This is a genomic window from Mycobacterium sp. NGS19 (assembly GCF_059813155.1).
Window position 1 is genome coordinate 418,926 of the sequence record NZ_JCALEB010000004.1, and the last position, 22,907, is coordinate 441,832.

A 22,907-nucleotide genomic window follows, 5' to 3' on the forward strand; every position below is an offset into this window, starting at 1 on the left:
TGGCTCGGTGACCGCGAACGAGCACAACTACACCGCGCACGACCGCGAGCGGATGGTGGTCGAGGCGCCCAAACAAGCTGCGCTGCCCGGCACCCATGCCGAACATCGCACCGACTTCGCCCGGGACCGGGCCCGCGTCCTGCATAGCGCTGCGTTGCGCCGATTGGCCGACAAGACCCAGGTGGTCGGGCCGCGCGAGAGTGACACACCGCGCACTCGCCTCACGCATTCGCTCGAAGTGGCCCAGATCGGTCGCGGAATGGCGGTTGGCCTGGGCTGCGATCCCGATTTGGTCGACCTGGCCGGCCTGGCCCACGACATCGGCCATCCGCCGTACGGCCACAACGGCGAGAAGGCGCTCGATGATTTCGCGGCCGAGTACGGCGGCTTCGAGGGCAATGCCCAGAACTTGCGGATCCTGTCGTGTCTCGAGCCCAAAGCTCTTGACGCTCAAGGCAACAGCGCCGGGCTGAATCTGACGCGCGCCGCGCTGGATGCCGTCACCAAGTATCCGTGGCTGCGACGGCCCGACGTACGCAAGTTCGGTGCGTACGCCGAGGACGTCGACGTGCTCGCGTGGGTCCGCGACGGCGCCCCGCCGGACCGGCCGTGTTTGGAGGCGCAGGTGATGGACTGGGCCGACGACGTCGCGTACTCGGTGCACGACGTCGAGGACGGGGTGATCTCCGGGCGGATCGACTTGCGGGTGCTCGCCGACGACGATGCGGCGGCTGCGCTCGGCCGGCTCGGCGCCGGCGAGTTCGCGGGCCTGTCGGCCGACGACCTGGTCGCGGCGGCCGACAGGCTGTCGCGGCTGCCGGTGGTGGCTGCGGTCGGCAAGTACGACGCCACCCTGGCGTCGTCAGCGTCGCTCAAGCGGCTGACCAGCGAGTTGGTGGGCAGGTTCGCGTCCGCGGCGATCGCCGAGACCAGGAAGTCCGCGGGCGACGGGCCGCTGGGCCGCCACGAAGCCGACCTCCTTGTGCCGGCCCTGGTCCGGGCCGAGGTCGCGGTACTTAAAACCCTTGCGCTGCAATACATCATGTCGGATCCGCGCCATCTGGCACTGCAGGAGCGGCAGCGAGAACGCATCCATCGGGTGGCGCAGTGGTTGCTCGCCGGCGCGCCGGCCACCCTCGACCCGCTGTTCGCGCCGATGTTCAATGCCGCGCCCGACGACGGCGGGCGCGTGCGGGTGGTCGTCGACCAGATCGCGTCGTTCACCGAAGGCCGCATTGAGCGTCTCGAGGCGGCTTTAGACTGAGCTCCGTGGCAGGGCGCATCTCGGATCGCGACATCGCCGCCATCCGCGAACGCAACCGCATCGACGAGGTCGTTGCCGACTACGTGCAGCTGCGCCGGGCCGGCGCAGACTCGCTGAAGGGGCTGTGCCCATTCCACGACGAGAAGTCGCCGTCGTTTCATGTCCGCCCCAACCACGGCCACTTCCACTGCTTCGGCTGCGGCGAGGGTGGCGACGTCTATGCGTTCGTGCAGAAGGTCGAGCACGTCACGTTCGTGGAGGCGGTCGAGCGGCTGGCTGACCGGATCGGCTACACGATCACCTACACCGGCGCCCCGTCGGCCGTGCAGCGGGACCGGGGCAGTCGCAGCCGGCTGATCGCCGCGAACGCCGCAGCGCAGGAGTTCTACGCCCAGGCGCTGCAGTCCGACGAGGCCGCGCCTGCTCGGCAATATTTGTTGGATCGCAATTTCGACGCCGACGCGGCCCAGCGCTTCGGCTGCGGCTTCGCCCCGTCGGGCTGGGATACGCTGACAAAACACTTGCTGCGCAAGGGCTTTGAGTTCAAGGAGCTCGAGGCGGCCGGATTGTCGCGCGAGGGGCGCCGCGGGCCGATGGACCGGTTCCACCGGAGGCTGCTGTGGCCCATCCGCGCCAGCAGCGGCGAAGTCATCGGCTTCGGGGCGCGCCGGATTTTCGACGACGATCCGATGGAGGCCAAGTACGTCAACACCCCCGAGACCGTGCTCTACAAGAAGTCGGCGGCGCTGTTCGGCATCGACCTGGCCAAGCGCGATATCGCCAAAGGCCATCAGGCCGTAGTCGTCGAGGGATACACCGACGTGATGGCGATGCACCTGGCCGGCGTCACCACCGCGGTGGCGTCGTGCGGCACCGCCTTCGGCGACGAACACCTCGCGATGCTGCGCCGACTCATGATGGACGACAGCTTCTTTCGTGGCGAACTCATCTACGTGTTCGACGGCGACCAAGCTGGTCAGGCGGCCGCGCTCAAGGCATTCGACGGTGAGCAGAACCTGGCGGGGCAGTCGTTCGTCGCAATCGCGGCCGACGGCATGGACCCGTGCGACCTTCGGCTCAAGGCCGGTGACGGTGCGCTGCGCGACCTGGTCGCCCGCCGCACACCGTTGTTCGAGTTCGCGATTCGCTCCGCGCTGGCCGAAATGGACCTCGACAGCGCCGAGGGGCGGGTCGCCGCGTTGCGCCGGTGCGTGCCCATGGTGGCCCGGATCAAGGACCCGACGCTGCGAGACGAGTACGCGCGCCAGCTCGCGGGCTGGGTCGGTTGGGACGACGTGGCGCAGGTGATCGGCCGGGTGCGGGAAGAGGCGCAGCGGCGGGGCGGAGCGGTACGGCGCGAGTCGCGGCGGACAGCGGCCTCGAAGGCGTCGCCGTCGACGTCCGCCGAGCGCCCCAATCCGCGGGATCCCACGCTGTGGCCGCAACGCGAGGCGCTCAAGTGTGCGCTGCAGTATCCGGCCCTTGCCGGGCCGGTGTTCGACACCTTGCCGGTCGAGAGCTTCACGCATCCGGGCTATGCGGCAGTGCGCGCGGCGATTTCTGGGGCGGGTGGCACGTCGGCCGGTCTGACCGGTGCGGCATGGATCGACGCGGTCCGTCAGCACGCCGACGGCGCGGCCACGCTGGTCAACGAACTCGGGGTTGAGACGATTCGGGTCCACGACGACGAGAAGCTGCCGCGCTACATCGGCGGGGTTTTGGCGCGCCTGCAGGAGGTGTGGGTCGGTCGGCAGATCGCCGAGGTGAAGTCGAAGCTGCAGCGCATGTCGCCGATCGAGCAGGGCGATCAGTACCACGCGTTGTTCGGCGAGCTGGTCGCGATGGAGGCCTACCGGCGCAGCCTGCTCGAGCAGGCGAGCGGAGACGGCAACGACCTGACCGCTTAGAGGTCAGCGGCGAGCCTCTTGGGCTTCCGGCTCCAACACGATCGTGGTCTCGTCGATCTCCGTCAGCGTCACCATGCGCGGGTCGGGCGAGAGTCGGTCGGCGATCTTGCGGCGACCCGCGTCGATCATCGTCTTCGCGGCGGGGCTGCCGGTCACGGCCTTATAGGTGCCGACGATCTGCTCGTAGCGGCGGCGGCCGGCCTTGGTGCCCAGCACATAGCCCGCGGCCAGTACGACGGCGTAGCGGATCACAGTGGTCCCCTCCATCACCTTGTGCGTTCAGACCATCCTGCCTGAGGACTGGCGCGTCTTGGCACTGGACTGCCCTCGTACGCTAGAGTCAGCCAGCGTTGCGCGGGTAGGTCCGTGTGTGCGAGCGATCCCCTGTAGCTCAATTGGCAGAGCATTCGGCTGTTAACCGAAGGGTTGCTGGTTCGAGTCCAGCCGGGGGAGCCAGGTCAGCCCGAGTTTCCGGTCCGTGTTCTGGGCTTGGGAAATCCCGCAAACTCTTCACATGTGCTTGGCGCGCGAATTGAACGCCCCCACGATGTCAACCGCCGAGCAATCTCGGGGATCCTCCAGCGAATCATCGGTAACGTCAATATACTGATGCGCACAAGCTATTGTCCTTAGCTGATAGCGCAACAGCGCGTCATCGTCGGTCATCATCACCACGGGGAGACACCATGATTCGGAAGATAGTCATCGCTGCCGCGACTGCGGCCGCCGTTGCTGGTATTGGCATCGGCGCAGCGTCGCCTGCCGTCGCCGACGGGCCGTACGCAAACTGCACGCAGGCCCACAACGACGGCCGGTACAACATTCCCAAGGGCGATGACGCTTACGACCCGAAGCTCGACCGTGACGGCGACGGCTACGCCTGCGAGCCCAAGCGCAACTAGCTGATGCCCAGACTGTCAGTGGCCGGATGGGCGGTCGCGGCGACAACGGCCGCCCTGCTGGCTTCGCTGCAGCCGGCCTTCGCGAGGGCCGACACCGTCACTCCGACCGCGGTCGTCTTGAAAGTCGTCGACGGTGACACCGTCGACGTCCGCGACGACGTCCGCGGGCGGCTGCGGGTCCGTCTTCTGGGAATCGATACCCCGGAAACGACCAAGCCCGGATCTCCGGTCGAGTGCTGGGGGCCTGAGGCTACCGAGTTCGCGAAGGCCACTCTGCTCGGCCAACGCGTTGCCGTGGTGGCCGATCCCACTCAAGACCGCACCGACAACTACGGCCGGACTTATCTGCACTAGTCAATCCGTTCACCGGGGCCGGTCATCAGTCGGAGTCTTTGGAGCCTTCGAGGGCGCGGCTGAGCTGTTGATGTGGGACAGCTCTAGCTGGATGGTCGGTGAGTTCGCCTCGGGTTACGTGGGTTTGCGGGCGGTGAGGCGTTCGACGAGGCCGAGTTTGAAGCGTTCGACGCGTTCGATGTCGAGGTTGGGGTCGTTGCGGATGTGGTTGAGGGGGCGGCGCAGGAAGTGTTCGCCGCCGAGGGGAACGGTGAACAGTTCGAGGAAGCGTTGCACGGCTCGGGCGGGGGCGACGCTGCTGCGGATGTGATCGACCAGGATGAGTTGTCCGCCGGGGCGCAGGACGCGGGTCATTTCGTTGAGGGCTTTGGTGTGGTCGGGGATGGCGCAGAGCCCGAAGGTGCAGACGACGGTGTCGAAGGTGGCGTCGTCGAACGGTAGGTGGTGGGCGTCGGCTTGTTGCAGCGTGGCGGGGTGGCCGAGGTCGGCGGCACGTTGACGAGCCAGGTCGAGCATCTGTTCGCTCCAGTCGATCCCGGTCAGCGTGACGGTGTCGGGGTAGAACTCGAGGTTGAGGCCGGTGCCGACGGCGACTTCCAGGGTGGTGCCGGCCGCTTGGCTGCAGACCCATTGGCGGGAGTCGCCGAACAGGTGGCGGTCAAAGAATCCGATTTCGCGGTCGTAGGTACGGGATTTCTTGTCCCAGTATCGGTTCCATCGGGCGGTGCGATCACCGGTGGCCATGGTTCACCTCGATTCGAGTCGGCCAGTCAGACGATTCGGGTGCGTCCGATGTGGGGAACAAACCGGCCGACCGTCTCACAGTAGTCCCGGTAGGCCTGGCCGTGGATAGCGTTGAGATAGGGCTCTTCGACGACGCGGACCTGCAGCTCGATGGTGGCCAGCAGCACGACGAACGCGACCAGGGCGAGCGGGTTGGGGGTCATCAGGGTGATGCCGGCGGCGAAGATCAGCATCGCGGTGAAGATGGGGTTGCGCACCAGCCCGAACACACCACGGAGCACCAATGTGGTGGTCTCACTGGGGTCGACGCCAATCCGCCAGGACTCGCCCATGTCGCGCTGGGCGTAGAGGGTGGCCGCGATACCCGCCACCGCCAGCACCGTCCCGCCCACCTGAATCCACGGCGCCTGCAGGAGCGCGATCGGGGTGAGGATGCCGAGCAGTTGCAGCAGCGGTGCGGCCGCCCCGGCGAGGATGGCAGCGATGAATCCGGCGCCGGCGAACCATTCCAGCGAGCCAGGCCGGCCGTGGATGCCGCGAAACCCGGTCGAGCCGGTGCGGCGGTGCTGGGTCCAGCTGCGCCAGCCGAACCCTAAGACGGCAAAGACCAGGTAGAGAACGAGCGCGGTGGCGGGCATGGGTGAACCTCCTGGCCGGACTGAGATGAGTGTCGATGTGGAGAGGGGCGGTCAAGCCGATGGATGCGGCAGGCCGCGCCTAGTTCTCGGCGAGCGCTTGATCGAAGGCCTGGGCTAGGTCTTCATAGCTGTGTGGCTGGATGCGGGTGTCGTTGAGGAAGAAGGTCGGGGTGCCCTGCACGCCCAAGGCGCGGCCGTCGGCCATGTCGAGTTGGATGCGTTCGAGGGTGGCGGGATTGGCGTAGGCCGCGTCGAACTCGGCCATGTCCAGGCCGAGTTCTGTTGCGAATCCGCGGAATACGTCATCGGCTGGGGTTTGCTTTTCACCCCACTGGGCTTGGGTGTCATACATTTTGCGATACATCGCCTCCAGTTGGCCTTGCTGGGCGGCGGCTTCCACCGCGCGGGCGGCCCGCTCGGCGTTGACGTGGGCTTGCAGCGGGAAGTAGCGGATCACGAAATTCACCCGGTCGCCGTATTCGGCCCGCGCTTTTTCGATCTCTGGGTAGACCGCGCGGCAGCCCTCGCATTCGAAGTCGAGAAACTCCACGAACGTCACCGTGCTGTCGGGCACCGTGTTGAGTCGGTGGCTGTTCTCGCGCACCACCTGCCCGGCCTCGCCGGTATCGGGCTGTGCCGTGGTGGTCGAGTCGCGGTCGCGCACTGACAGGTAGACCAGCGCCCCGATCGCCATGGCGGCGATGACGAACGCGGTGAGCAGGATGCGGCTGGTGCGCGCCATTCAGATACCTCTTTTGTGGGCGTGGACGATCTGGAACGGGGCGGCCCAGCTGCGCGCGGGCAGATGGGTGGTGACGGCCAGTCCGTGTGCGGTGAATGCGTCGGCCAGGCCGGTGCCCAGGACGTCGCGGGCGTGGGGTCGTTCGGCGAGCCGCATGTAGGTCTCGAAGATGGTGCGGGCGGTGGGTGGTGGGTCGAGGTCGATGGCGATGACCTGGCCGGCGAGACGTAGAACGCGGATGGCTTCGTCGATGGCGCGGTGGCGGATGTCGGTGGGCAGTTCGTGCCAGCCGAACACGCTCATCACCACGTCGAAGGTGTCATTGCCGAACGGCAGTGCGGCGGCGTCACCTTCATGCAGCGCCACGGTACCGATCCCGGCGCGGGTGAGGTAGCGGCGGCCGACGGCCAGCATTTCCGGGGAGATGTCGAGGCAATCCACTCGTGTGCTCGGGGATTTGCGGGCGAGCAGGCGGGCGGCGTAGCCGGTGCCGCCGCACAGTTCGAGCACTCGTTTCGGTTTCTGGTCGGCGACGAGCTGGGCGAGCCGGTCATGGGGTCGGCCGGGGATGAACCGGTTGCCGGCTTCGAACAGCGGTCCGGCCAGGGCGAATTTGAGCCGGTTGCGGCCCCAGGGGCGGCTCATGTCGGCTGCCGTTCACTGGCGGTGACCGGGAGTGTCGATGTGTAAGTGCTTGGGGTGGTGGTGAATTGGTGGGCGCAGTCGGTCGAGCAGAACCACCAATCCCGGTCCTGGTAGCGGCGTCGCGCCCGGGCGGTTTCCGGGTTGATCCGCATGCCGCAGACCGGGTCGCGGGGGTAGCGGGCCTCGGTCAGGGCCAGCGTGTGTAGCGGAATCGGGGTGGTGATGCTGCGCAGCGGCGGAGCACCGATCGCTGGGGTGGACAGGCCTTGTCGGGTAGCGGCAGCCGCGATCGGGTCGGTGATCACGGCGTGGCCGGCCCCGGCGAGTGCGGTGATGCGGGCGGCGATGTTGACGGTGTGGCCGAACACGTCGCCGCCGCGGGCGATGACGGGTCCGTGATGGATTCCGGCGCGCAGCGCCAGGAACCCGTCCTCGCCGGCGACCTGCTCTGCCAGGTCGGTGAGGGTGGCCAGCATCTGGGTGGGTGTGTCGGCGGTCAACATGACCGCGTCCCCGATCGTCTTCACCAGCCTCACGCCCGGTTGTAGTGCAGCCTGTGCCAGGTCGGCAAGCCGCGCGGCGAGCTGGGCGGCTTCGTGGTCGCCGCAGATTTCGGTGAGGATGCTGTAGCCGGCCAGGTCGACAAACGCCGCCGTCGCCTCGACCGTGTCGAAGTCAGGTGTAGTGTCGGGCAGCATCATTGGTCTCATCTCTGGTGCGGCCGAGCCACGGTAGGAAGCGCCCCACTCGGGTGGTGTAGTCGCGGTAGGTGTGGCCGTGGACGCGGCGCAGGTAGGGCTCTTCCACTTCGCGCACCTGCAGCTGGATGCCGGCGATCGCGATCAGCAGGCCGGCGATCGCTATCGGGTTGGGCACCATCAGCGTCAGGCCGGTCAGGGTGAGCAGCAGTGTGGTGAAGATCGGGTTGCGCACAATCGCGAACGGGCCGCCGGTGACCAGCTCGGTGCGTTCGGTCTCATCAACCCCGATCCGCCACGAGGCCCCCAACCCCAGCTGGGCCTGCAAGGTCAGCCCGATGCCCACCACCGCAACCGCGATCCCAGTCGCATGAACCAGCAGATGGTCGGCGAAACGCAGTGGGGCGAGCCCGGCCAGGGCCGCCGCTGGGGCGCCGACGCCGACCAGCAGATAGCCCACGTCGGCGAGCGCGAGCGCCCACCATTCCAGGGTGCCGTCGGGCCGCCAACCCCGCCGGTTGCCGCTGTCGCCGATGCGGGCCAGCTGGATCCGGCGCCGACAGGCCCCGATCACCAGCATCAACATCGCGAACAGGCCCAGTGCAGTCAGTGCCATCGCCTGCTCCTTCCCGGTCGGCCCGTCCCCGCCCTGCGTCCTCATCCATCGGGTTGTATCGATGTTGGCGGGGTTGACCGATCAATAGTGTTGGACGCTATCATCGTCGTGTGGCGATGAAAAGTGGTTCGGTCGATCCCGCGATGTGCGGGAATGTGGATGCGGCGACGGCGTTGTTTCACAGCCTCTCGGATGGCACCCGGTTGGCGATCCTGCGCCGGCTGGCGGTCGGTGAGGCGCGGGTGGTGGATCTGACCGGCGAGTTGGGGTTGGCGCAGTCGACGGTGTCGGCGCATCTGGCGTGCCTGCGCGACTGCGGGCTGGTGGATTTCCGGCCGCAGGGCCGCGCCTCGGTGTATCGGCTGGCCCGCCCGGAACTACTGGACATGTTGCGGGCCGCCGAAGCTGTCTTGGAGGCCACCGGCAACGCGGTGGCGTTGTGCCCCAACTACGGCCACCCGACTGAGCGGAAGAAGGTTGCGCGATGAGTGAGGCGTGCGGCTGCGGCAGCGACGACCGCCCCGGCGAGGACGAGCAGGAACCCGAACGGCTTTGGGAGATCACCGAACTGCGCGCCGCCGCGGTGGCGGGCGTGGTGCTTTTGGCCGGCTATGTGGTCGGCTGGTCCGGCGGCCCCCATGCGGTCGAAATCGGCCTGTATGCGCTCGCCTTGGTGATCGGTGCCTACACGTTCGTGCCTTCGACGCTGCGCCGGCTGGCGCAGGGCAAGATCGGGGTCGGCACGCTGATGACGATCGCCGCGGTCGGCGCGGTGATCCTCGGCGAGGTCGGCGAGGCCGCCATGCTGGCGTTCCTGTTCTCCATCAGCGAGGGCCTCGAAGAATACTCCCTCGCCCGCACCCGCCGAGGTCTGCGGGCGTTGTTGTCGCTGGTGCCCGATGAGGCCACCGTGCTCCGCGACGGTACCGAAACCACCATCGCCCCAGCAGAGTTGGCGGTGGGTGACCGGATGCTGGTCAAGCCCGGCGAACGCGTCGCCACCGACGGCACGATCGTGTCGGGGCGCACGGCGCTGGATGTTTCGGCCATCACCGGCGAATCCGTGCCGGTAGAGGCCGGGCCCGGTGATGAGGTGTTCGCCGGGTCGATCAACGGCACCAGCGTGCTGGAGGTTGAGGTCACGTCCACTGCTGCTGACAACTCGTTGGCCCGCATCGTGGCGATCGTGGAGGCCGAGCAGTCCCGCAAGGGCGAAGCCCAGCGCCTGGCCGACCGCATCGCCAAACCCCTGGTCCCCGCGATCATGATCGCCGCGGTCCTCATCGCCGCCATCGGCAGCGTGTTGGGCGATCCGCTGGTGTGGATCGAACGTGCCCTGGTGGTGTTGGTGGCGGCCTCTCCTTGCGCGCTGGCGATCTCGGTGCCGGTCACGGTGGTCGCCGCGATCGGCGCGGCTAGCAAGCTCGGTGTCTTGGTCAAGGGCGGGGCGGCGCTGGAAGCCCTGGGCGCGGTCCGCACGATCGCGCTGGACAAGACAGGCACCCTGACCGCCAACGCACCCACCGTCATCGACGTCGCCACCACCAACGGCGCCACCCGCGAGCACGTGCTGGATGTGGCGGCGGCGTTGGAGGCCCGCAGCGAACACCCCCTCGCGGCAGCGATTCTCGCCGCCGCGCAGGGCCCCGTGCAACCGGCTGATGACGTGCAGGCGGTCACCGGTGCCGGGTTGACCGGCGCGCGGGATGGCCGTCGATTGCGGCTGGGCCGCCCCGGCTGGCTTGACCCCGGCCCGCTGGCCGGCCAGGTCGCGGCCATGCAGGCCGCCGGCGCCACCGCCGTGCTCATCGAAGACAACGACCAGATCATCGGGGCAGTCGCGGTGCGCGATGAGCTGCGGCCCGAAGCCGCCCACGTCGTCGCCCAGCTGCGCCGCGGCGGGTATCAGGTGGCCATGCTCACCGGTGACAACCAAGCGACCGCCCACGCATTGGCCAAGCAGGTGGGCATCGAGGTCGTGCATGCCGATCTGCGGCCCGAAGACAAAGCCGCGCTAATTGGTCAAATGCGCCAACGTTCCTCGACGGCCATGGTCGGTGACGGCGTCAACGACGCCCCGGCCCTGGCCACTGCCGATTTGGGTATCGCCATGGGCGCGATGGGCACCGACGTGGCCATCGAAACCGCCGACGTCGCGCTGATGGGTGAAGACCTGCGCCACCTCACCCAAGCACTGGCCCACGCGCGGCGCGCGAGGCGGATCATGCTGCAAAACGTCGGCCTCTCACTGGCATTGATTACGGTGCTCATTCCGCTCGCCCTCACCGGTGTCCTCGGGCTGGCCGCGGTCGTCGCGGTGCACGAACTCGCCGAAATCGTCGTCATCGCCAACGGCGTGCGCGCCGGACGCACCAAGCCCCTCGGGGGCACCATCATCGAAACCGGAACCGACTCCCACCGGCTGGCCCACACCCGCAACCAGAAGACCACGGCAGCCAGCTGAACTCGGGGCCGCAACATCGGGGTAAGACCCCGGATCGATCACGTCAACGGCGTCGCACTCCGAAGCGCCGCCAGCACGCGATCCCTGGTCGGAAGGTCCAATCGGCACGCATCAGCTGCCAGCTCAGTGCCCGGCTTCATGACATCCATACCATCAACGAGCACTGTTGGCGATGGATATCCACCGACCCTTTCCACCACCACATCTTCAGCGATATCAACCTCAGACAGACACTCGGCGAGCAAGCGCCGAGCCGCCGCTGCATTCGGACATCCCGGGCTCGTGAGAAGTTCCACACGCATACATCTAGCTTCGCTCAATACGCGCGTTGGATCGGGATGGCTGGCCGGTGGGTGGTGTGATCGCGGCGGAAAGGTTGGCGGCCAAGGCCTGGACGCGCGTGGTGATGTCGTCGCGGATGATTCGCATGCGGTCGATTCCGTCGATGCCGCGCAAGGAGGGTTCGTCGGTATCCCACCGCTGGATGGTGACGCCGGGACAGTACTCGTCGAGGTGGGCTTGGCTGCCGACGATGACGACCAGGTCGGCGTCGTCGAGCATCTGCGCGGTGAGTTGGGCGGGCTGATGGTCGCTGATGTCGACGCCGACTTCTGCCAAGGCTTGTACCGAGAGGTCGTTGACGGCGGTCTTGGCGCGGGTGCCCGCCGAGCTGACGTGGATGGTCGGTCCGGCGATCTGGCGCATGAGCCCGGCGGCCATGACCGATTTTCCGGCGTTACTGACGCAGACGAACAACACTGATGTGTCAGCCATATTCGGTGTGTTCCCTTGAGGTTTTCGCGGCTACCGGGTGACGGGCACGTTCAGGTCGGCCAACAAACGGTGGACGCGTTCTTCGATGTCGTCGCGGATCGGGCGGACGGCGTCGAGGCCCTGGCCGGCGGGGTCGGGCAGTTCCCAGTTCTCGTAGCGTTTCCCGGGGAAGATCGGGCAGGCGTCCCCGCAGCCCATGGTGATGACGACGTCGGCCGCCTGCACAATTTCGTCGGTCCAGGGTTTGGGGTATTCGCCAGTGATGTCGATACCGACTTCGTGCATGGCAGCGATCGCGGCGGGGTTGATCTCGTTGCCGGGTTCGGATCCACCGGACCAGGCGACGGCCCGGTCACCGGCCAGGTGGGTGAAGTAGCCCAGCGCCATCTGCGAGCGGCCGGCGTTGTGGGTGCACAGGAACAACACGGTCGGTTTGCCGTCGCTGATCTTTCCTTCCACTCTCGCCAGGGCGTGCAGGCGTTGGCGGGCGAACCGTTCGGCCAACAGCGGCAGGAAGTTCGGAATGGTGGCCCGGCCGGCGAACTGGTCGTAGGACGAATGCAAGAACCGTTCGATGGTTTCGGTACCGAAGGTGCCATCGAACTCACCGCCCAGCCGGGTCGCCGCGGTTTTCAGGGCGAGTTGCTGGTCGATGGACAGATCGTGGCGAAGCTCGTGGGTGACGGGGCTGTCAGTCATGGATTGGGTTCCGTTCTCGTCGTCGAGCCGTCGGCAGGAAGGTGTTGGGAGGTGTGGTGGTGGAACCGGTTGCGCAACGCCAAGGACACGTAGACCAACCCGACCAGGACCGGGACTTCGATCAACGGGCCGACGACGCCGGCCAGGGCTTGGCCGGAGGTGGCGCCGTAGGTGGCGATCGCGACGGCGATGGCGAGTTCGAAGTTGTTGCCCGCGGCGGTGAACGCCAGGGTGGTGGTGCGCTCATAACCGAGATCGAGCATGGTGCCGAGCAGGTAGCCTCCGCCCCACATGATCGCGAAGTACGCTAGTAGCGGCAGGGCGATGCGGGCGACGTCGAACGGTTGGTGGGTGATCTGGTCGCCTTGCAGCGCAAAGAGAATCACGATAGTGAACAGCAGCCCGTAGAGCGCCCACGGCCCGATCCGGGGCAGGAACTTGGCCTCGTACCAGTCACGGCCCTTGGTTTTCTCGCCGAGCCGGCGCGACAGGTAGCCGGCCAGCAGCGGGATGCCCAGAAATATGAGCACGGACTTGGCGATCTGCCACGGGGAGGTGTCGATGGTGGTCTGTTCCAGGCCGAGCCAGCCGGGCAGCACCGACAGATAGAACCAGCCCAGCAGGGCGAACATGATGACCTGGAAGATCGAGTTGAGCGCCACGAGGACGGCGGCGGCTTCCCGGTCGCCGCAGGCCAGGTCGTTCCAGATGATGACCATGGCGATGCAGCGGGCCAGGCCGACGATGATCAGGCCGGTCCGGTATTCGGGCAGGTCGGGCAGCAGCAGCCACGCGAGCGCGAACATCAGCGCGGGGCCGAGCACCCAGTTCAGGACCAGTGAGGACAGCAGCAGCTTGCGGTCGCCGGTGACGGTGTCGAGGCGGTCGTAGCGGACCTTGGCCAGCACCGGGTACATCATGATGAGCAGGCCAAGAGCGATGGGTAGTGAAATCCCGTCCAGCTGAACGCTTTCCAGCGCGGTGTTCAAGCCGGGAACCCAGCGGCCCAGCAGCAACCCGGCGACCATCGCCGCGCCGATCCACAGCGGCAGGAACCGATCCAGGGTGGAGAGCTTGCCCACGACCGCTGGGGCCGGGGTGGTGGTGTCGGTCATGCCGACACCCCGGCGGCTGCGTCAATGCCGAACAGGACGGCGAGGCTGGCCAGCGCGTCGGGCACCACGGCGTAGTACACCCAGGAGGCCCGGCGCTGTGAGGTCAGTAGCCCGGCGTCGCGCAGCACTTTGAGGTGGTGGCTGATGGTCGGTTGTGACACCTCGATGTCGGCGGAGATGTCGCAGACGCAGGCCTCACCACCGGCGTGGCTGGCGATCGCGGAGAACAGCTGCAGGCGTACCGGATCGGCCAGCGCTTTGAGTTTGACCGCCATGTCCGCCGCGTCCGCGGCGGTAAGGGGTTCGCGCAGCAGCGCCCCGGGTGGGCAGCACGCGTCCCCGTCGGTCAACGACTCCTGCGACTTCGACATACATCAATATTGACGGATATCGAAGTTGTTGGCAAATGAAACGTCAGGTGAAGGTGAGTTGGGCGGCGTGGAAGTCGAAGTGGCGCCCGGGGTAGCGGTAGACGTCTTCCAGCGTCATGTAGTCGGAGAAGAACGGATCCCATCCCGGCGGGAAATGCATGCCGCGCCGCAGGGTGTCGTCGGTCTCGCGGGCGAGCCGGTGTTGCAGTGAGTCGATGACCCGGTCGAGTTTGGCGCCCATCCTGCGCCGGTTGTAGACCATGGCGGCGGCGCATGATCCGTAGTAGTTGATTTGATGAAACGGCGTGGTCGCGGCGTTGAGCAACCGGGCGTATGCCCCGCTGACGCGGTCAGGTAGTCGGCCCATCACCCGCACCAGGGGCAGCAGCCGCTGCACGACCATGTAGCCGAACACCATGTGGAACAGCAATTGTTCGTTGGTCCACCGGGTTCCGCGCGTCGGCGCATCCCAGTCGTCGGGGCCGGCGGCCGCCAGTAGCTGGTGGAACGTGACACGCGCGCGCTCCAGATCGGCAGCGATGGCATCGCGGTCCATGCCCCGATCATGCGCCTGCCGCGGCCATGTGACCACGGCCGCGGCAGGTGCGATCGGCTAGCAACAGGACGCTGCGGCGGGGTCAGCCTCCTTGGAGGCTCCGCCGCAACACACCCCACCCTCGCCGTCGGCGGAATCGTCGAGGTGCTGTGGGCTGGTGCCGAAGGTGTCGGAGTCGGCCAGCACCGTGTAGACCTCCCATTTCTCTCCGGCCGGCCCGGTCACCCAGACCTTGTCCTGGGTGGCGAAGCAACACGTGGTGCCGATCTCCTCATCGGTGAACAGCCCCTCGCCGGTCAGGCGGGCGATCTCGGCGTGCACCTTGTCGCTGGATTGGACCTCGACGCCGAGGTGGTTGATGGTGCCGCCCTTACCGGGATTTTCCAGCAGCACCAGCTTCAGCGGCGGCTCGGCGACGGCGAAGTTGGCATAGCCGGGCTTGACCTTGGCGGGGTCGACGCCGAACAGTTTGGTGTAGAACGTGATCGCCTCGTCGAGGTCATCGACGTTGAGGGCGAGTTGCATACGGGACATGATGGACCTCCCACTAGGGATGAGACATATATCGAACTGGCGCGTCGACCTCAGGATGCCACCTTTTTGATATATGTCAAGACAGGTGGCAGGATGGGGTCATGCCCAAAGCGCTGCCCGTGATCGACATGTCCGCCCCGGTGTGCTGCGCCCCGGTCGCCGCGGGCCCGATCAGCGACGCCGATGCCCTGCAGGTCGCGATGCGGCTCAAGGCGCTCGCCGACCCGGTGCGGGTCAAGATGATGTCGCTGCTGTTCAGCTCACGCCCCGGCGAAGAGACCAGCGGCGATCTGGCCGCGGTGCTCGACCTGAGTGAATCCACCGTCAGCCACCACCTGGGCCAGCTCCGCAAAGCCGGGCTGGTGATCTCCGACCGGCGCGGCATGAACGTCTTTCACCGCGTCAAACCCGAAGCCCTGCAGGCACTCTGCGTCGTCCTCGACCCCAACTGCTGCACCTAGCTGTCAGAAGGACGGTCCCTTACTGCTCGCGTCAGGACGTGTGCGCGGCAAGGAGTACCGGGGCCGCCTCGGTGAGGGCTGCCAGCCTCGCCGCCTTGCGGTCGGCGTGCTCAATGGTGAGGCGTAATTGGTTAACGTCGCCCAGCCACCGGTTCTTTTGGGCCTCGACCACCTGGAGGCGAAGGTTGTCACGGATCTCATCGAGCCTTGCGGCCTGGGCCGGTTCAACCTCGCAGAAATCGCACCGGATGCAGGCATGTTCATGGGAACAGTCAGATCCATAGGGGCGGTGGCAATTGCCGAGCGCGATCCGGCGCTGGCCGAAGTGTTCGACGAACTCGTCCCATTCGGCTTGGGTGGGCTCACGGTATTCGGCCGATGGCCGTGCCTGTCTACGGTTGTCGATGAACCGGTCATATGCCTCGAAGACATCTTTCTGATACACCGCGGTGTAGCCGCGCGTGACTTCGATATTGTTGTGGCCCACCATCTTTGCGGCCAAATGGATCGGGAACCCGGCGTTGACGATGTCGGTGATGAAGATCCGGCGAAAGTCGTGTGGCGTGAAATGCAGCGAAGTACCGTCAGCGTCCTTCAAGGCCATGCTGTTGGCCAGCTCTGATAACCACTTTCGGACCGTGCACTGGTTGATTACCCGCGACCGTCCACCCTCTCGGATCTGGATCAGATGCGGCATCGGCGCCGACACCTGGCGTTCCTGTGTGTCGATTCGGCAGCACAGCGGAACGCGGCCATCGATGCTGACGAACTCGACCAGTCGCGCCAAGGTGGTGGTCAACTCCGGGCTGCAGGGAAATATCCGCTCCTGATCGGTCTTGCTCGGTGCGATCTGCAGGAGCGGTATCACGGTGCCATCGGGTTTGCGGTACTGCTTGATGCTCAGATGGGTCAGCTCCAGCATCTCTTCGATCCGGATACCGGTGTGGCGCAACACCTCGATGATCGTCCAGGTCATGAAGGCCCGTGTCACGGTGTAGTGGATGTCAACCCACTTCTCCGATCCATCCTGCAGAACATGGATGCGCACTCGGTCGGCCCGCTTGCCCGGTGTGTGCTTGATGTAGGTGCTCCCGTGCACGGCGAACGGTTCACCGAACGGCGCTGTCGTCGCGACCGCTTGCAGCTCTGCTGCTTGCACGTACGCCCGCCGGGCTGCAGCGACGAGTGCATCGACGTGCGGGGTGAGGGTGCGGGTGCGGGCATGCATGCGGTGTGCCCGCTGGGCCCGGCGCTTCTGCTGGCCTCGGACGTCGCGGATGCTGACCGGGCATGAGACAGCCCAATGGGCCCACGTCGAGGGATCCTCGTGGGACCAGGCAGCCACGTCGAGGTAGAAGCTGCGGACCGCTCCCAGAATGCTCTCGGCGTGCCGGCGCGGAGTCCCATCCGGTTTGGTGCGCAACCACTCTTTCCAGGCGGATGCCTGGGCCTTCGTCAAACTGATTGTGTCGATGCCGGGGTTGGCGTCTTCGATCGGTTTCCAGAACAGCTTCACCAGGTTTCGGCTGGTTCCGTCCAGGCTGGCGTAGTCCTGACCGACGGCGATCTCGGCGAGGTAGGCGATCAACAGTCCTCGCACGCTGGGAGCTCGCACATTGAAGCGGTCGACCAGTTCGGTGGGACTGAGACGTTTGGCGATGAGGTAGTGCCGCAGGTCGTCGGCTTCACCGGCGAACAGTCCGCCGCGGCGTCCGTAGTGCCACATGGCGAGAAGATCCCCCGGCATCCTGCCGGTCGAGACGAGAAAGTCTCGGTAGGCCAACACATGCTGGCTGTGCAGCTCGGTGATTGGCAGCCCGTTGCAGATGCTGATACGTACCAGGTGGGTGGCGGTTCGCCATTTCTTCACTTCCGGTGCGCCCTCGTGCTCCGCGGCGGCGAAGTAGCGATCCCACGCCTTCGGTTCGTGCGTGGTCGTCCAGTCACGGTAGAACCGCGCCTGCTTGTTCTCGATCAACCAGTCATGGCCGGGACGAATGACCCCCAGCATTATGAGTGCGTTGATCGACAGCCTTGCCCCAAGCCGTGTATGCGATCCGGTTGATAAGGCTGGGCACCACGCCTTCGGCTGGCGATCGGAATCGCTGGCGATCCAACGGTCTTGATAACTGTCGCCGACAAAGCCATCCAGCCAGTCCAATAGGCGACTCAGCCAGAGCCGTGCACCGCTGCGGGCTACTGCCTCGCTGCGGTACTTCTCACTCATCCGTGCCATCACGAGCGGAAGTCCCGCAGTGATGATGCGTTCACGTTCGGCGCAGGTGACAGTGTTTCCGAACCACGGATGGTCCTCGGGCGTCGGGGACAGCGAAGGCAGTACTTCGACTGGATGGTTGGCAAACGCAGACGAACTCGCCAGCGACTGGGCACGCGTGAGCACCCGCGCCATCAGAATGCCCGACCGAAAAGAACTTGGAGATCTTCTGCCGCATAGCCTTTCGCCGGCGTGGGCTGCGGTGACGGGGGTCTATTCCAGTGCTGATCAAGTTTGTCGACGAGTTCGGCTACGGTGGGTCGCAGGTAGCGTGTGGTGCTGGCGATCGACGCGTGCCGCATCAGCTCCTGCATTTCCGCGATGGTCATGTTCTCGTCCTGGGCGAGACGCATGCAGAAGGTGTGCCGGAAGTCATGCATCGTGACGTTGGAGCCCAGCAGCGCGTTGCTGCGTTCAAGGATCTGTCGCATTGCCCAATAGCTCAGCGGCCGCGGTGTGCCGCGCAATGTCAGCCAGACTGGCTCTTCAGGCGGACCCACGGGGCGCTCAGCAAGGTACCGGGCGATCCAGAGATACGCAGTGGGACTGATACGGACCATGACACGACTTCCATTCCCGCCCTTGGGTATTACATCGGCGGTTTGGTCGGCGGCATGGAGCATCCCCCGCCGCATGCTGAGCAGTTCACTGGCGCGTAAACCAGAGGAGATCGCCGTAGCGACAATGGCACGGTCGCGGTTTGTTCTCAGCGATGCAAATACCTCCTCGTACAGGTCGTCGCTGAGCGCGCGCGGCGCACGTTCCACTAGCTTCTGCCGATAAGGCGCGCGCTTTTGGGGGCGCGGGTTATCGAAGTGCTGGCGGTGCACGTCGAGTCGAGTGAGATCGTCGCGCGATTTCGGTACCGGGTTGATGAGCGGCCCGAGATCCGACTCCAGGGCGAACTCGTAGAAGCCACTGAGCGACGACAGTCTGCGATTCATCGACGACCGCGCGTAGGAAGACTCCAGGTAGGCCTTGCCCGTCCGCTCGTTCACAGAACCTGGGGTCGGCCGATGAGTATCCGCACTCGATCCGCGGCGTCGTTGCGGGTTCGCGCGACACCGGTACCACCTCACCCAGTCCCGGACTTCGCCCCGCGTTGCCTGAGTCCACGAAACCTGCAGTGCGCCGAGGAAACGACTCCAGCTCAGTAGGTCGTACGCATAGGCGCGCAGCGTCGCAGGCGAGTTGTCGCACGCGAACAGGTCGGCCAACCACAGATTGACGTGGTTTACGCCGGCACCCGACTCGTCGACCAAACGCCACGGCAACGAGCCCGCATTGCCGCGAACGACCGCACCAAGCCTCGGGACATCGAGAACCTCCACAAGTCTCGGTTCGATCCCGTCATCCATCACAGCCCCTGGTCCGGAAGTTCAATCTGCGTGGAGACTAAACGCACCGGCCGACAAGTTGAGCCTGCACAGCCGCACCACGTGGATCATCCAACTGCAGTTAACCGCACCCTGGCTTACCTGGTGAAGTCCGACGGCTGGGATTACTCGGTGGAAGCGGCGCGCGCCGGCGCGGCACGCTCGTATGTCTTCCACGGCAACCCGGCCAGCCACTTCGACGCCATCGCTGCAGCAGAGGCCGAAGCGCGAAACGCCCGACGCGGGCTTTGGGGACCGCCCTGCTACGGCAGCACGGCGGCGACGGGAACGGGCGCGCAGTCCGCACCGCAGTCTCCGTCGGGCCCTACCGCCGGCGCCAGCCGCATCCGTGCCGACGGCTCCCTCGGGAAATGTGTCTTACCGCAGCTGCGCCGAAGCACGTGCGGCCGGCGCAGCGCCCCTGCTCAGCGGCCAGCCCGGCTACCGCTCGGGTCTCGACGGCGACGGCGATGGTGTCGCCTGCGAACGATGAAGCGGGCCAATCACGAGTAACCTGTGATGCCATGAGTGACAGGGGCCGCGGCTGGGAGTCGCCCACACCCCGCGGGCGGGAGTCCAATCCCGCGCCGCCGAACATGAAGTTCGCGAAAGGGTTCGTGATCTTCGCGGCCGTGTTCGCCATCTGCATGGCCGTCTATCTGGGCCTCGCCTTCGCCGGCGTGATCTAACCGCCGGCATGCTGTAAAGAGCGTCAGGCGACCAAAACCCAGCTGTCGCCCTTGCATATCAGCGCGCGGCCGTCGCCCGTCTGCGCCATCGCGCCGCCCGGAAATCCGGACGGGCATCCGAAACCAGCCATTTGCACCCCGAATAGTGTTTGCGGCCTCGTCGTCCACGTCCCGTCGATGAATTCGCCGGAGCGCGCCCCGGGCTGGGTGCACACCAGTTCACCGGCGTTGCCGCGCCCGAACAAATAGAAGGGATAGATGCCGCGACATGGCAGCCCCAGTTCGGCGTCGTGTTGCATCCCAGGCGGATCCGCTTCACAAACTCTGCCCGTGCGGACGTCGACGCAGATCGGGTGAGCGGGACTCGCCGCCGCGACAGGGCAGAAACCGGCTGCGGCGGCGAACGTTCCACAGGCGACCGCACATAGAACAGAGGACTTCATTGTCGCTCCCGAGGTTGCTGCTAGTCCCGATTGTCCGTCTCGCCGGCTCGATTGGCGGAGGTTTCGCAATCTCGATGCGACCAGGCGGCCCACTAGGGTGAGGCCATGCGATTTCGCCGCCTGACGGCCGTCTTGCTGATGTTTGGGGTCGTTGCCGCCGGCTGCGGCTGGAAGCCTTCCAGCGCGCCGCCGCCCTCACCCGACAGATGCACCCCGGCCGACGGGCCCACCGCCGACACCGTGAGCGCCGCCATCGACGGCTTGGCTCCGGCACCGGGCGGCCAGTGGCAGGAAACCGCGCGCGGCCACACCCGCAACTGCCGTCTGTACTGGGTCCAGGTGAAGGCTGGCAGCGACGCGACCGCTCCGCAGCACCTGCTGTTGTTCGATCACAACACCCCCATCGGCACCGCGACGCCTCAGCCCAAGCCGTACACCGTCGTGCTGAGCTCGGGCGAAGACACTGTGACCGTCCAATACCAGTTCGAGCAGAGCGGAGACGCGCCGAACCGTCCGACCGGCATCACCCAGGTGCGATTCCAGCTCGGTGACGACGGGAAGCTCAAGGTGCTAGACCCGCTGCCCGGCCGGTAGGCCAGCAGCGCAGCCAAAAGCGAAGTGGCTCAGTCTTCTTCGCCGATGCGCTCCGGGTGCAGCATCGGAACATCGCGCAGCTGCTCGGGAATACCGAAACCGTCGACCAGCGCCTCGGCGTACGGCCGCAGCGAGCGGCAGCGCTCGTTGATGCCGCGGGTCACGGCCTTCGCCCGCTCCGACGACAGATAACGGTGCTCGATGTACCACGCCTTGTCTTTTTCGATCACCGACAGCGCGTACAGGTCGCACACCATGGACAGCACCCGCCGCGCCTCTTCGTCGTCGCACGCCTCTATGCCGGCCACGAAAGCCTCCAGGATCACCCGGTCGATGTGGGCCTGGGCCGCATGTAGCACGTGGTCCTGCACCTCGTTGAATGCATCGAACGCGTCCATCTCCCGGGACCGGCGCTGTAGCCGCCGTGCCACGCTCGACAGCGTGTACTGCTCGCGATCTTCGAACATCTGCAACTGAGTGCCGCGGTTGAACAGGCTGCCCTCTTCTTCGTTGTCCTGCCGCGTGTCGATGAGCGTTTGGATAATCGGTTGCGCTGCTGTGCGTTTGATCACCCGGTCGCTGACGGTGTTGGCCGCGAACCGCACCCACTCGACGGGGCTCATGCTCTTGATGTCGTCGGCGTAGGCGGTCAGCAACTCCTTGGCCACCAATTGCGTAAGCACATGGTTGTCACCTTCGAACGTGGTGAACACGTCCGTGTCCCCCCGCAACGCGATCAGCCGGTTCTCCGCGAGATAGCCTGCGCCGCCGCATGCTTCGCGGGCCTCCTGGATCGCTCGGCTGGCATGCCAGGTGTTGGCGGCCTTGAGCCCGGCTGCGCGTGACTCCAGCTCGCGCTGCTCCTCCGGGTCGGGAATCTCGGTGCTCTGGATCTCGGCGAGCTTGCCCACCAACTCGTTCTGCGCGAACTGCAGCGCATAAGACTCGGCGATCAGCGGTAGCAGCCGACGCTGGTGCACCAGATAGTCCATCAGCAGCACTTCTCTGTCGTCATCGGGCGACTTGAACTGCCTGCGCTGCAACGCATATCGCGTTGCGATGTCCAGTGCCACCCGTGCGGCCGCGGCGGCACTTCCCCCGACGGTCACGCGGCCGCGCACAAGGGTGCCCAGCATGGTGAAGAACCGGCGGTTCGGGTTGTCGATCGGCGAGGTGTAGGTGCCGTCGGCGGAAACGTCGCCGTACTTGTTGAGCAGGTTGTCTCGGGGGATGCGGACGTGGTCGAACATGATGCGGCCGTTGTCGACACCCGGCAGGCCGCCCTTGTAGTCACAGTCGGAGGTGGTGACCCCCGGCAGGTCGTTGCCTTCCTCGTCGCGGATCGGCACCAGAAAGCAGTGCACGCCGTGACTTACCGGCTCCTCGCCAGGGCCGGCGGTGACCAGCTGCGCGAAAACGGCGGCCATCGTGGCGGTTTCGGCCGCGCCGCCGATGTAGTCCTTGCGCGAAGTCTTGGTGGGGGAGTGGATGACGAACTCGTCGGTCTCGGGGTCGTAAGTGGCCGTCGTCTCCAGCGACTGCACGTCGCTGCCGTGGCCGGTCTCGGTCATCGCAAAACAGCCCAGCAGCTCCAGGTCGATGATCTTGCGCACGTACGCCTCGTGGTGGCGTTCGGTGCCCAGGTTCTCGATCGCACCGCCGAACAGGCCCCACTGCACACCTGCCTTGACCATCAGCGACAGGTCCGACATCGCCAGCATTTCGATTGTGGTGACCGCCGCTCCCACGTCCCCGGTGCCGCCGTGCTCCTTGCGGAACCCGTCCTCGGCACCGCCGGCCGCTGCGATGATCTTCAACTGCTCCAACGCCTTCGTTCGCGCGATCACCGTGTTGGGGGTGTAGTGCGGACGGAACACCTCGCCGGACATCTGCTCGCGGCACCGGTTTTTCACCACGTGCCATCGGCCGTCCAGAGTGTTGCGAAGATGCCGCGCGAGGTCGGGGGAGATTTGAACCGCAGTCGACGTCATACCCGACGGTAACCCGAGTCAGCGCCTGGTAAACAGACCGGTGCACCGTAGGTTT

General features: G+C 66.2%; 26 protein-coding genes, 1 tRNA gene and 2 pseudogenes. 12 read left to right on the top strand and 17 right to left on the bottom strand.

What is annotated here, in order from left to right:
- Positions 1-7: 7 nt before the first annotated feature.
- Together AC5Y4N_RS15150 and dnaG are read left to right on the top strand one after the other, a co-directional pair.
- A complete protein-coding gene (locus AC5Y4N_RS15150; RefSeq protein ID WP_499911123.1) occupies positions 8-1,264 on the top strand; it encodes a deoxyguanosinetriphosphate triphosphohydrolase in 1,257 nt (418 codons plus the stop codon).
- A gap of 5 nt (positions 1,265-1,269) precedes the next feature.
- Positions 1,270-3,171 (top strand): DNA primase, encoded by a 1,902-nt coding sequence (gene dnaG / locus AC5Y4N_RS15155; RefSeq protein ID WP_499911122.1) that lies wholly within the window; start codon positions 1,270-1,272, stop codon positions 3,169-3,171.
- Positions 3,172-3,174: 3 nt separating this feature from the next.
- On the opposite strand, the gene AC5Y4N_RS15160 is transcribed toward dnaG, so the two are convergent.
- Entirely contained in the window at positions 3,175-3,423 is a 249-nt protein-coding gene (locus AC5Y4N_RS15160) for a hypothetical protein (protein ID WP_499911261.1), read from the bottom strand.
- Positions 3,424-3,551: 128 nt separating this feature from the next.
- Here AC5Y4N_RS15160 and AC5Y4N_RS15165 point away from each other — a divergent pair.
- The 3 genes from AC5Y4N_RS15165 (at position 3,552) to AC5Y4N_RS15175 (ending at position 4,427) form a co-directional block, all read left to right on the top strand.
- A tRNA-Asn gene (locus AC5Y4N_RS15165) sits at positions 3,552-3,627 on the top strand.
- 230 nt (positions 3,628-3,857) lie between these two features.
- Complete coding sequence (locus AC5Y4N_RS15170) at positions 3,858-4,073, top strand: excalibur calcium-binding domain-containing protein (protein ID WP_499911121.1); 216 nt, start codon at positions 3,858-3,860, stop codon at positions 4,071-4,073.
- Between the two features lie 3 nt (positions 4,074-4,076).
- Entirely contained in the window at positions 4,077-4,427 is a 351-nt protein-coding gene (locus tag AC5Y4N_RS15175; RefSeq protein WP_499911120.1) for a thermonuclease family protein, read from the top strand.
- A gap of 114 nt (positions 4,428-4,541) precedes the next feature.
- Here the strand turns inward: AC5Y4N_RS15175 and AC5Y4N_RS15180 are convergent, their stop codons facing one another.
- From AC5Y4N_RS15180 to AC5Y4N_RS15205, 6 genes are all read right to left on the bottom strand, one after another.
- Complete coding sequence (locus AC5Y4N_RS15180; RefSeq protein ID WP_067774115.1) at positions 4,542-5,171, bottom strand: class I SAM-dependent methyltransferase; 630 nt, start codon at positions 5,169-5,171, stop codon at positions 4,542-4,544.
- 26 nt (positions 5,172-5,197) lie between these two features.
- Positions 5,198-5,809 carry a methyltransferase family protein gene (locus AC5Y4N_RS15185; RefSeq protein WP_006246593.1) on the bottom strand — a complete coding sequence of 204 codons (612 nt, stop codon included), beginning with the start codon at positions 5,807-5,809 and terminating at the stop codon, positions 5,198-5,200.
- 79 nt (positions 5,810-5,888) lie between these two features.
- Positions 5,889-6,551 carry a DsbA family protein gene (locus AC5Y4N_RS15190; protein ID WP_006246592.1) on the bottom strand — a complete coding sequence of 221 codons (663 nt, stop codon included), beginning with the start codon at positions 6,549-6,551 and terminating at the stop codon, positions 5,889-5,891.
- Positions 6,552-7,196 carry a class I SAM-dependent methyltransferase gene (locus tag AC5Y4N_RS15195; RefSeq protein WP_006246591.1) on the bottom strand — a complete coding sequence of 215 codons (645 nt, stop codon included), beginning with the start codon at positions 7,194-7,196 and terminating at the stop codon, positions 6,552-6,554.
- Positions 7,193-7,894, bottom strand: coding sequence for an adenylate/guanylate cyclase domain-containing protein (locus AC5Y4N_RS15200; protein ID WP_003887771.1), 702 nt, complete (start codon positions 7,892-7,894; stop codon positions 7,193-7,195). The genes AC5Y4N_RS15195 and AC5Y4N_RS15200 overlap by 4 nt, the downstream gene beginning before the upstream one ends.
- The gene (locus tag AC5Y4N_RS15205) at positions 7,872-8,510 is read right to left on the bottom strand and encodes a methyltransferase family protein (protein ID WP_006246589.1); all 639 of its coding nucleotides are present in this window, start codon (positions 8,508-8,510) and stop codon (positions 7,872-7,874) included. The genes AC5Y4N_RS15200 and AC5Y4N_RS15205 overlap by 23 nt, the downstream gene beginning before the upstream one ends.
- A 116-nt stretch (positions 8,511-8,626) precedes the next feature.
- On the opposite strand from AC5Y4N_RS15205, the gene AC5Y4N_RS15210 reads away from it, so the two are divergent.
- Both AC5Y4N_RS15210 and AC5Y4N_RS15215 read left to right on the top strand, forming a co-directional pair.
- Positions 8,627-8,998 (top strand): ArsR/SmtB family transcription factor, encoded by a 372-nt coding sequence (locus AC5Y4N_RS15210; RefSeq protein ID WP_050982640.1) that lies wholly within the window; start codon positions 8,627-8,629, stop codon positions 8,996-8,998.
- The gene (locus AC5Y4N_RS15215; protein ID WP_084032479.1) at positions 8,995-10,974 is read left to right on the top strand and encodes a heavy metal translocating P-type ATPase; all 1,980 of its coding nucleotides are present in this window, start codon (positions 8,995-8,997) and stop codon (positions 10,972-10,974) included. The genes AC5Y4N_RS15210 and AC5Y4N_RS15215 overlap by 4 nt, the downstream gene beginning before the upstream one ends.
- Positions 10,975-11,280: 306 nt before the next feature.
- Here the strand turns inward: AC5Y4N_RS15215 and AC5Y4N_RS15220 are convergent, their stop codons facing one another.
- From AC5Y4N_RS15220 to AC5Y4N_RS15245, 6 genes and pseudogenes are all read right to left on the bottom strand, one after another.
- Positions 11,281-11,748, bottom strand: coding sequence for an arsenate-mycothiol transferase ArsC (locus AC5Y4N_RS15220; RefSeq protein ID WP_318996392.1), 468 nt, complete (start codon positions 11,746-11,748; stop codon positions 11,281-11,283).
- A 30-nt stretch (positions 11,749-11,778) separates the two neighbouring features.
- Positions 11,779-12,447 carry an arsenate reductase ArsC gene (locus tag AC5Y4N_RS15225; RefSeq protein ID WP_013470140.1) on the bottom strand — a complete coding sequence of 223 codons (669 nt, stop codon included), beginning with the start codon at positions 12,445-12,447 and terminating at the stop codon, positions 11,779-11,781.
- Between the two features lie 41 nt (positions 12,448-12,488).
- Positions 12,489-13,562 (bottom strand): annotated as a pseudogene (arsB, locus tag AC5Y4N_RS15230) (ACR3 family arsenite efflux transporter); the annotation flags it as partial.
- Entirely contained in the window at positions 13,559-13,933 is a 375-nt protein-coding gene (locus AC5Y4N_RS15235) for an ArsR/SmtB family transcription factor (RefSeq protein ID WP_003887763.1), read from the bottom strand. The gene AC5Y4N_RS15235 and the pseudogene arsB, both read right to left, overlap by 4 nt.
- Before the next feature lie 43 nt (positions 13,934-13,976).
- Positions 13,977-14,489, bottom strand: coding sequence for a DinB family protein (locus AC5Y4N_RS15240; protein WP_013470141.1), 513 nt, complete (start codon positions 14,487-14,489; stop codon positions 13,977-13,979).
- Between the two features lie 57 nt (positions 14,490-14,546).
- Positions 14,547-15,023, bottom strand: a complete 477-nt coding sequence (locus AC5Y4N_RS15245; protein WP_013470142.1) for an ArsI/CadI family heavy metal resistance metalloenzyme — start codon at positions 15,021-15,023, stop codon at positions 14,547-14,549.
- Between the two features lie 101 nt (positions 15,024-15,124).
- On the opposite strand from AC5Y4N_RS15245, the gene AC5Y4N_RS15250 reads away from it, so the two are divergent.
- On the top strand, positions 15,125-15,484 hold the full coding sequence (locus tag AC5Y4N_RS15250) for an Rv2640c family ArsR-like transcriptional regulator (RefSeq protein ID WP_003887760.1): 360 nt from the start codon (positions 15,125-15,127) through the stop codon (positions 15,482-15,484).
- 31 nt (positions 15,485-15,515) lie between these two features.
- Here AC5Y4N_RS15250 and AC5Y4N_RS15255 read toward each other — a convergent pair whose 3' ends face one another.
- Complete coding sequence (locus AC5Y4N_RS15255; protein WP_499911119.1) at positions 15,516-17,894, bottom strand: tyrosine-type recombinase/integrase; 2,379 nt, start codon at positions 17,892-17,894, stop codon at positions 15,516-15,518.
- Positions 17,894-19,117: a tyrosine-type recombinase/integrase gene (locus AC5Y4N_RS15260; protein WP_013470144.1), complete on the bottom strand. Its 1,224-nt coding sequence runs from the start codon at positions 19,115-19,117 to the stop codon at positions 17,894-17,896. The genes AC5Y4N_RS15255 and AC5Y4N_RS15260 overlap by 1 nt, the downstream gene beginning before the upstream one ends.
- 150 nt (positions 19,118-19,267) lie before the next feature.
- On the opposite strand from AC5Y4N_RS15260, the pseudogene AC5Y4N_RS15265 reads away from it, so the two are divergent.
- The 3 genes and pseudogenes from AC5Y4N_RS15265 to AC5Y4N_RS15275 all read left to right on the top strand — a co-directional run.
- Positions 19,268-19,327 (top strand): annotated as a pseudogene (locus tag AC5Y4N_RS15265) (hypothetical protein); the annotation flags it as partial.
- A complete protein-coding gene (locus AC5Y4N_RS15270; protein WP_499911258.1) occupies positions 19,302-19,628 on the top strand; it encodes an excalibur calcium-binding domain-containing protein in 327 nt (108 codons plus the stop codon). The pseudogene AC5Y4N_RS15265 and the gene AC5Y4N_RS15270, both read left to right, overlap by 26 nt.
- A 31-nt stretch (positions 19,629-19,659) precedes the next feature.
- Entirely contained in the window at positions 19,660-19,824 is a 165-nt protein-coding gene (locus AC5Y4N_RS15275; RefSeq protein ID WP_499911118.1) for a hypothetical protein, read from the top strand.
- Positions 19,825-19,847: 23 nt separating this feature from the next.
- Here AC5Y4N_RS15275 and AC5Y4N_RS15280 read toward each other — a convergent pair whose 3' ends face one another.
- Entirely contained in the window at positions 19,848-20,123 is a 276-nt protein-coding gene (locus AC5Y4N_RS15280) for a hypothetical protein (RefSeq protein WP_499911117.1), read from the bottom strand.
- A 249-nt stretch (positions 20,124-20,372) separates the two neighbouring features.
- Between AC5Y4N_RS15280 and AC5Y4N_RS15285 the strand changes: the two genes are divergently transcribed.
- Positions 20,373-20,861 carry an LppP/LprE family lipoprotein gene (locus AC5Y4N_RS15285; protein ID WP_499911116.1) on the top strand — a complete coding sequence of 163 codons (489 nt, stop codon included), beginning with the start codon at positions 20,373-20,375 and terminating at the stop codon, positions 20,859-20,861.
- A gap of 29 nt (positions 20,862-20,890) precedes the next feature.
- Here AC5Y4N_RS15285 and AC5Y4N_RS15290 read toward each other — a convergent pair whose 3' ends face one another.
- On the bottom strand, positions 20,891-22,852 hold the full coding sequence (locus tag AC5Y4N_RS15290; RefSeq protein WP_499911114.1) for an acyl-CoA dehydrogenase family protein: 1,962 nt from the start codon (positions 22,850-22,852) through the stop codon (positions 20,891-20,893).
- Positions 22,853-22,907: the final 55 nt, after the last annotated feature.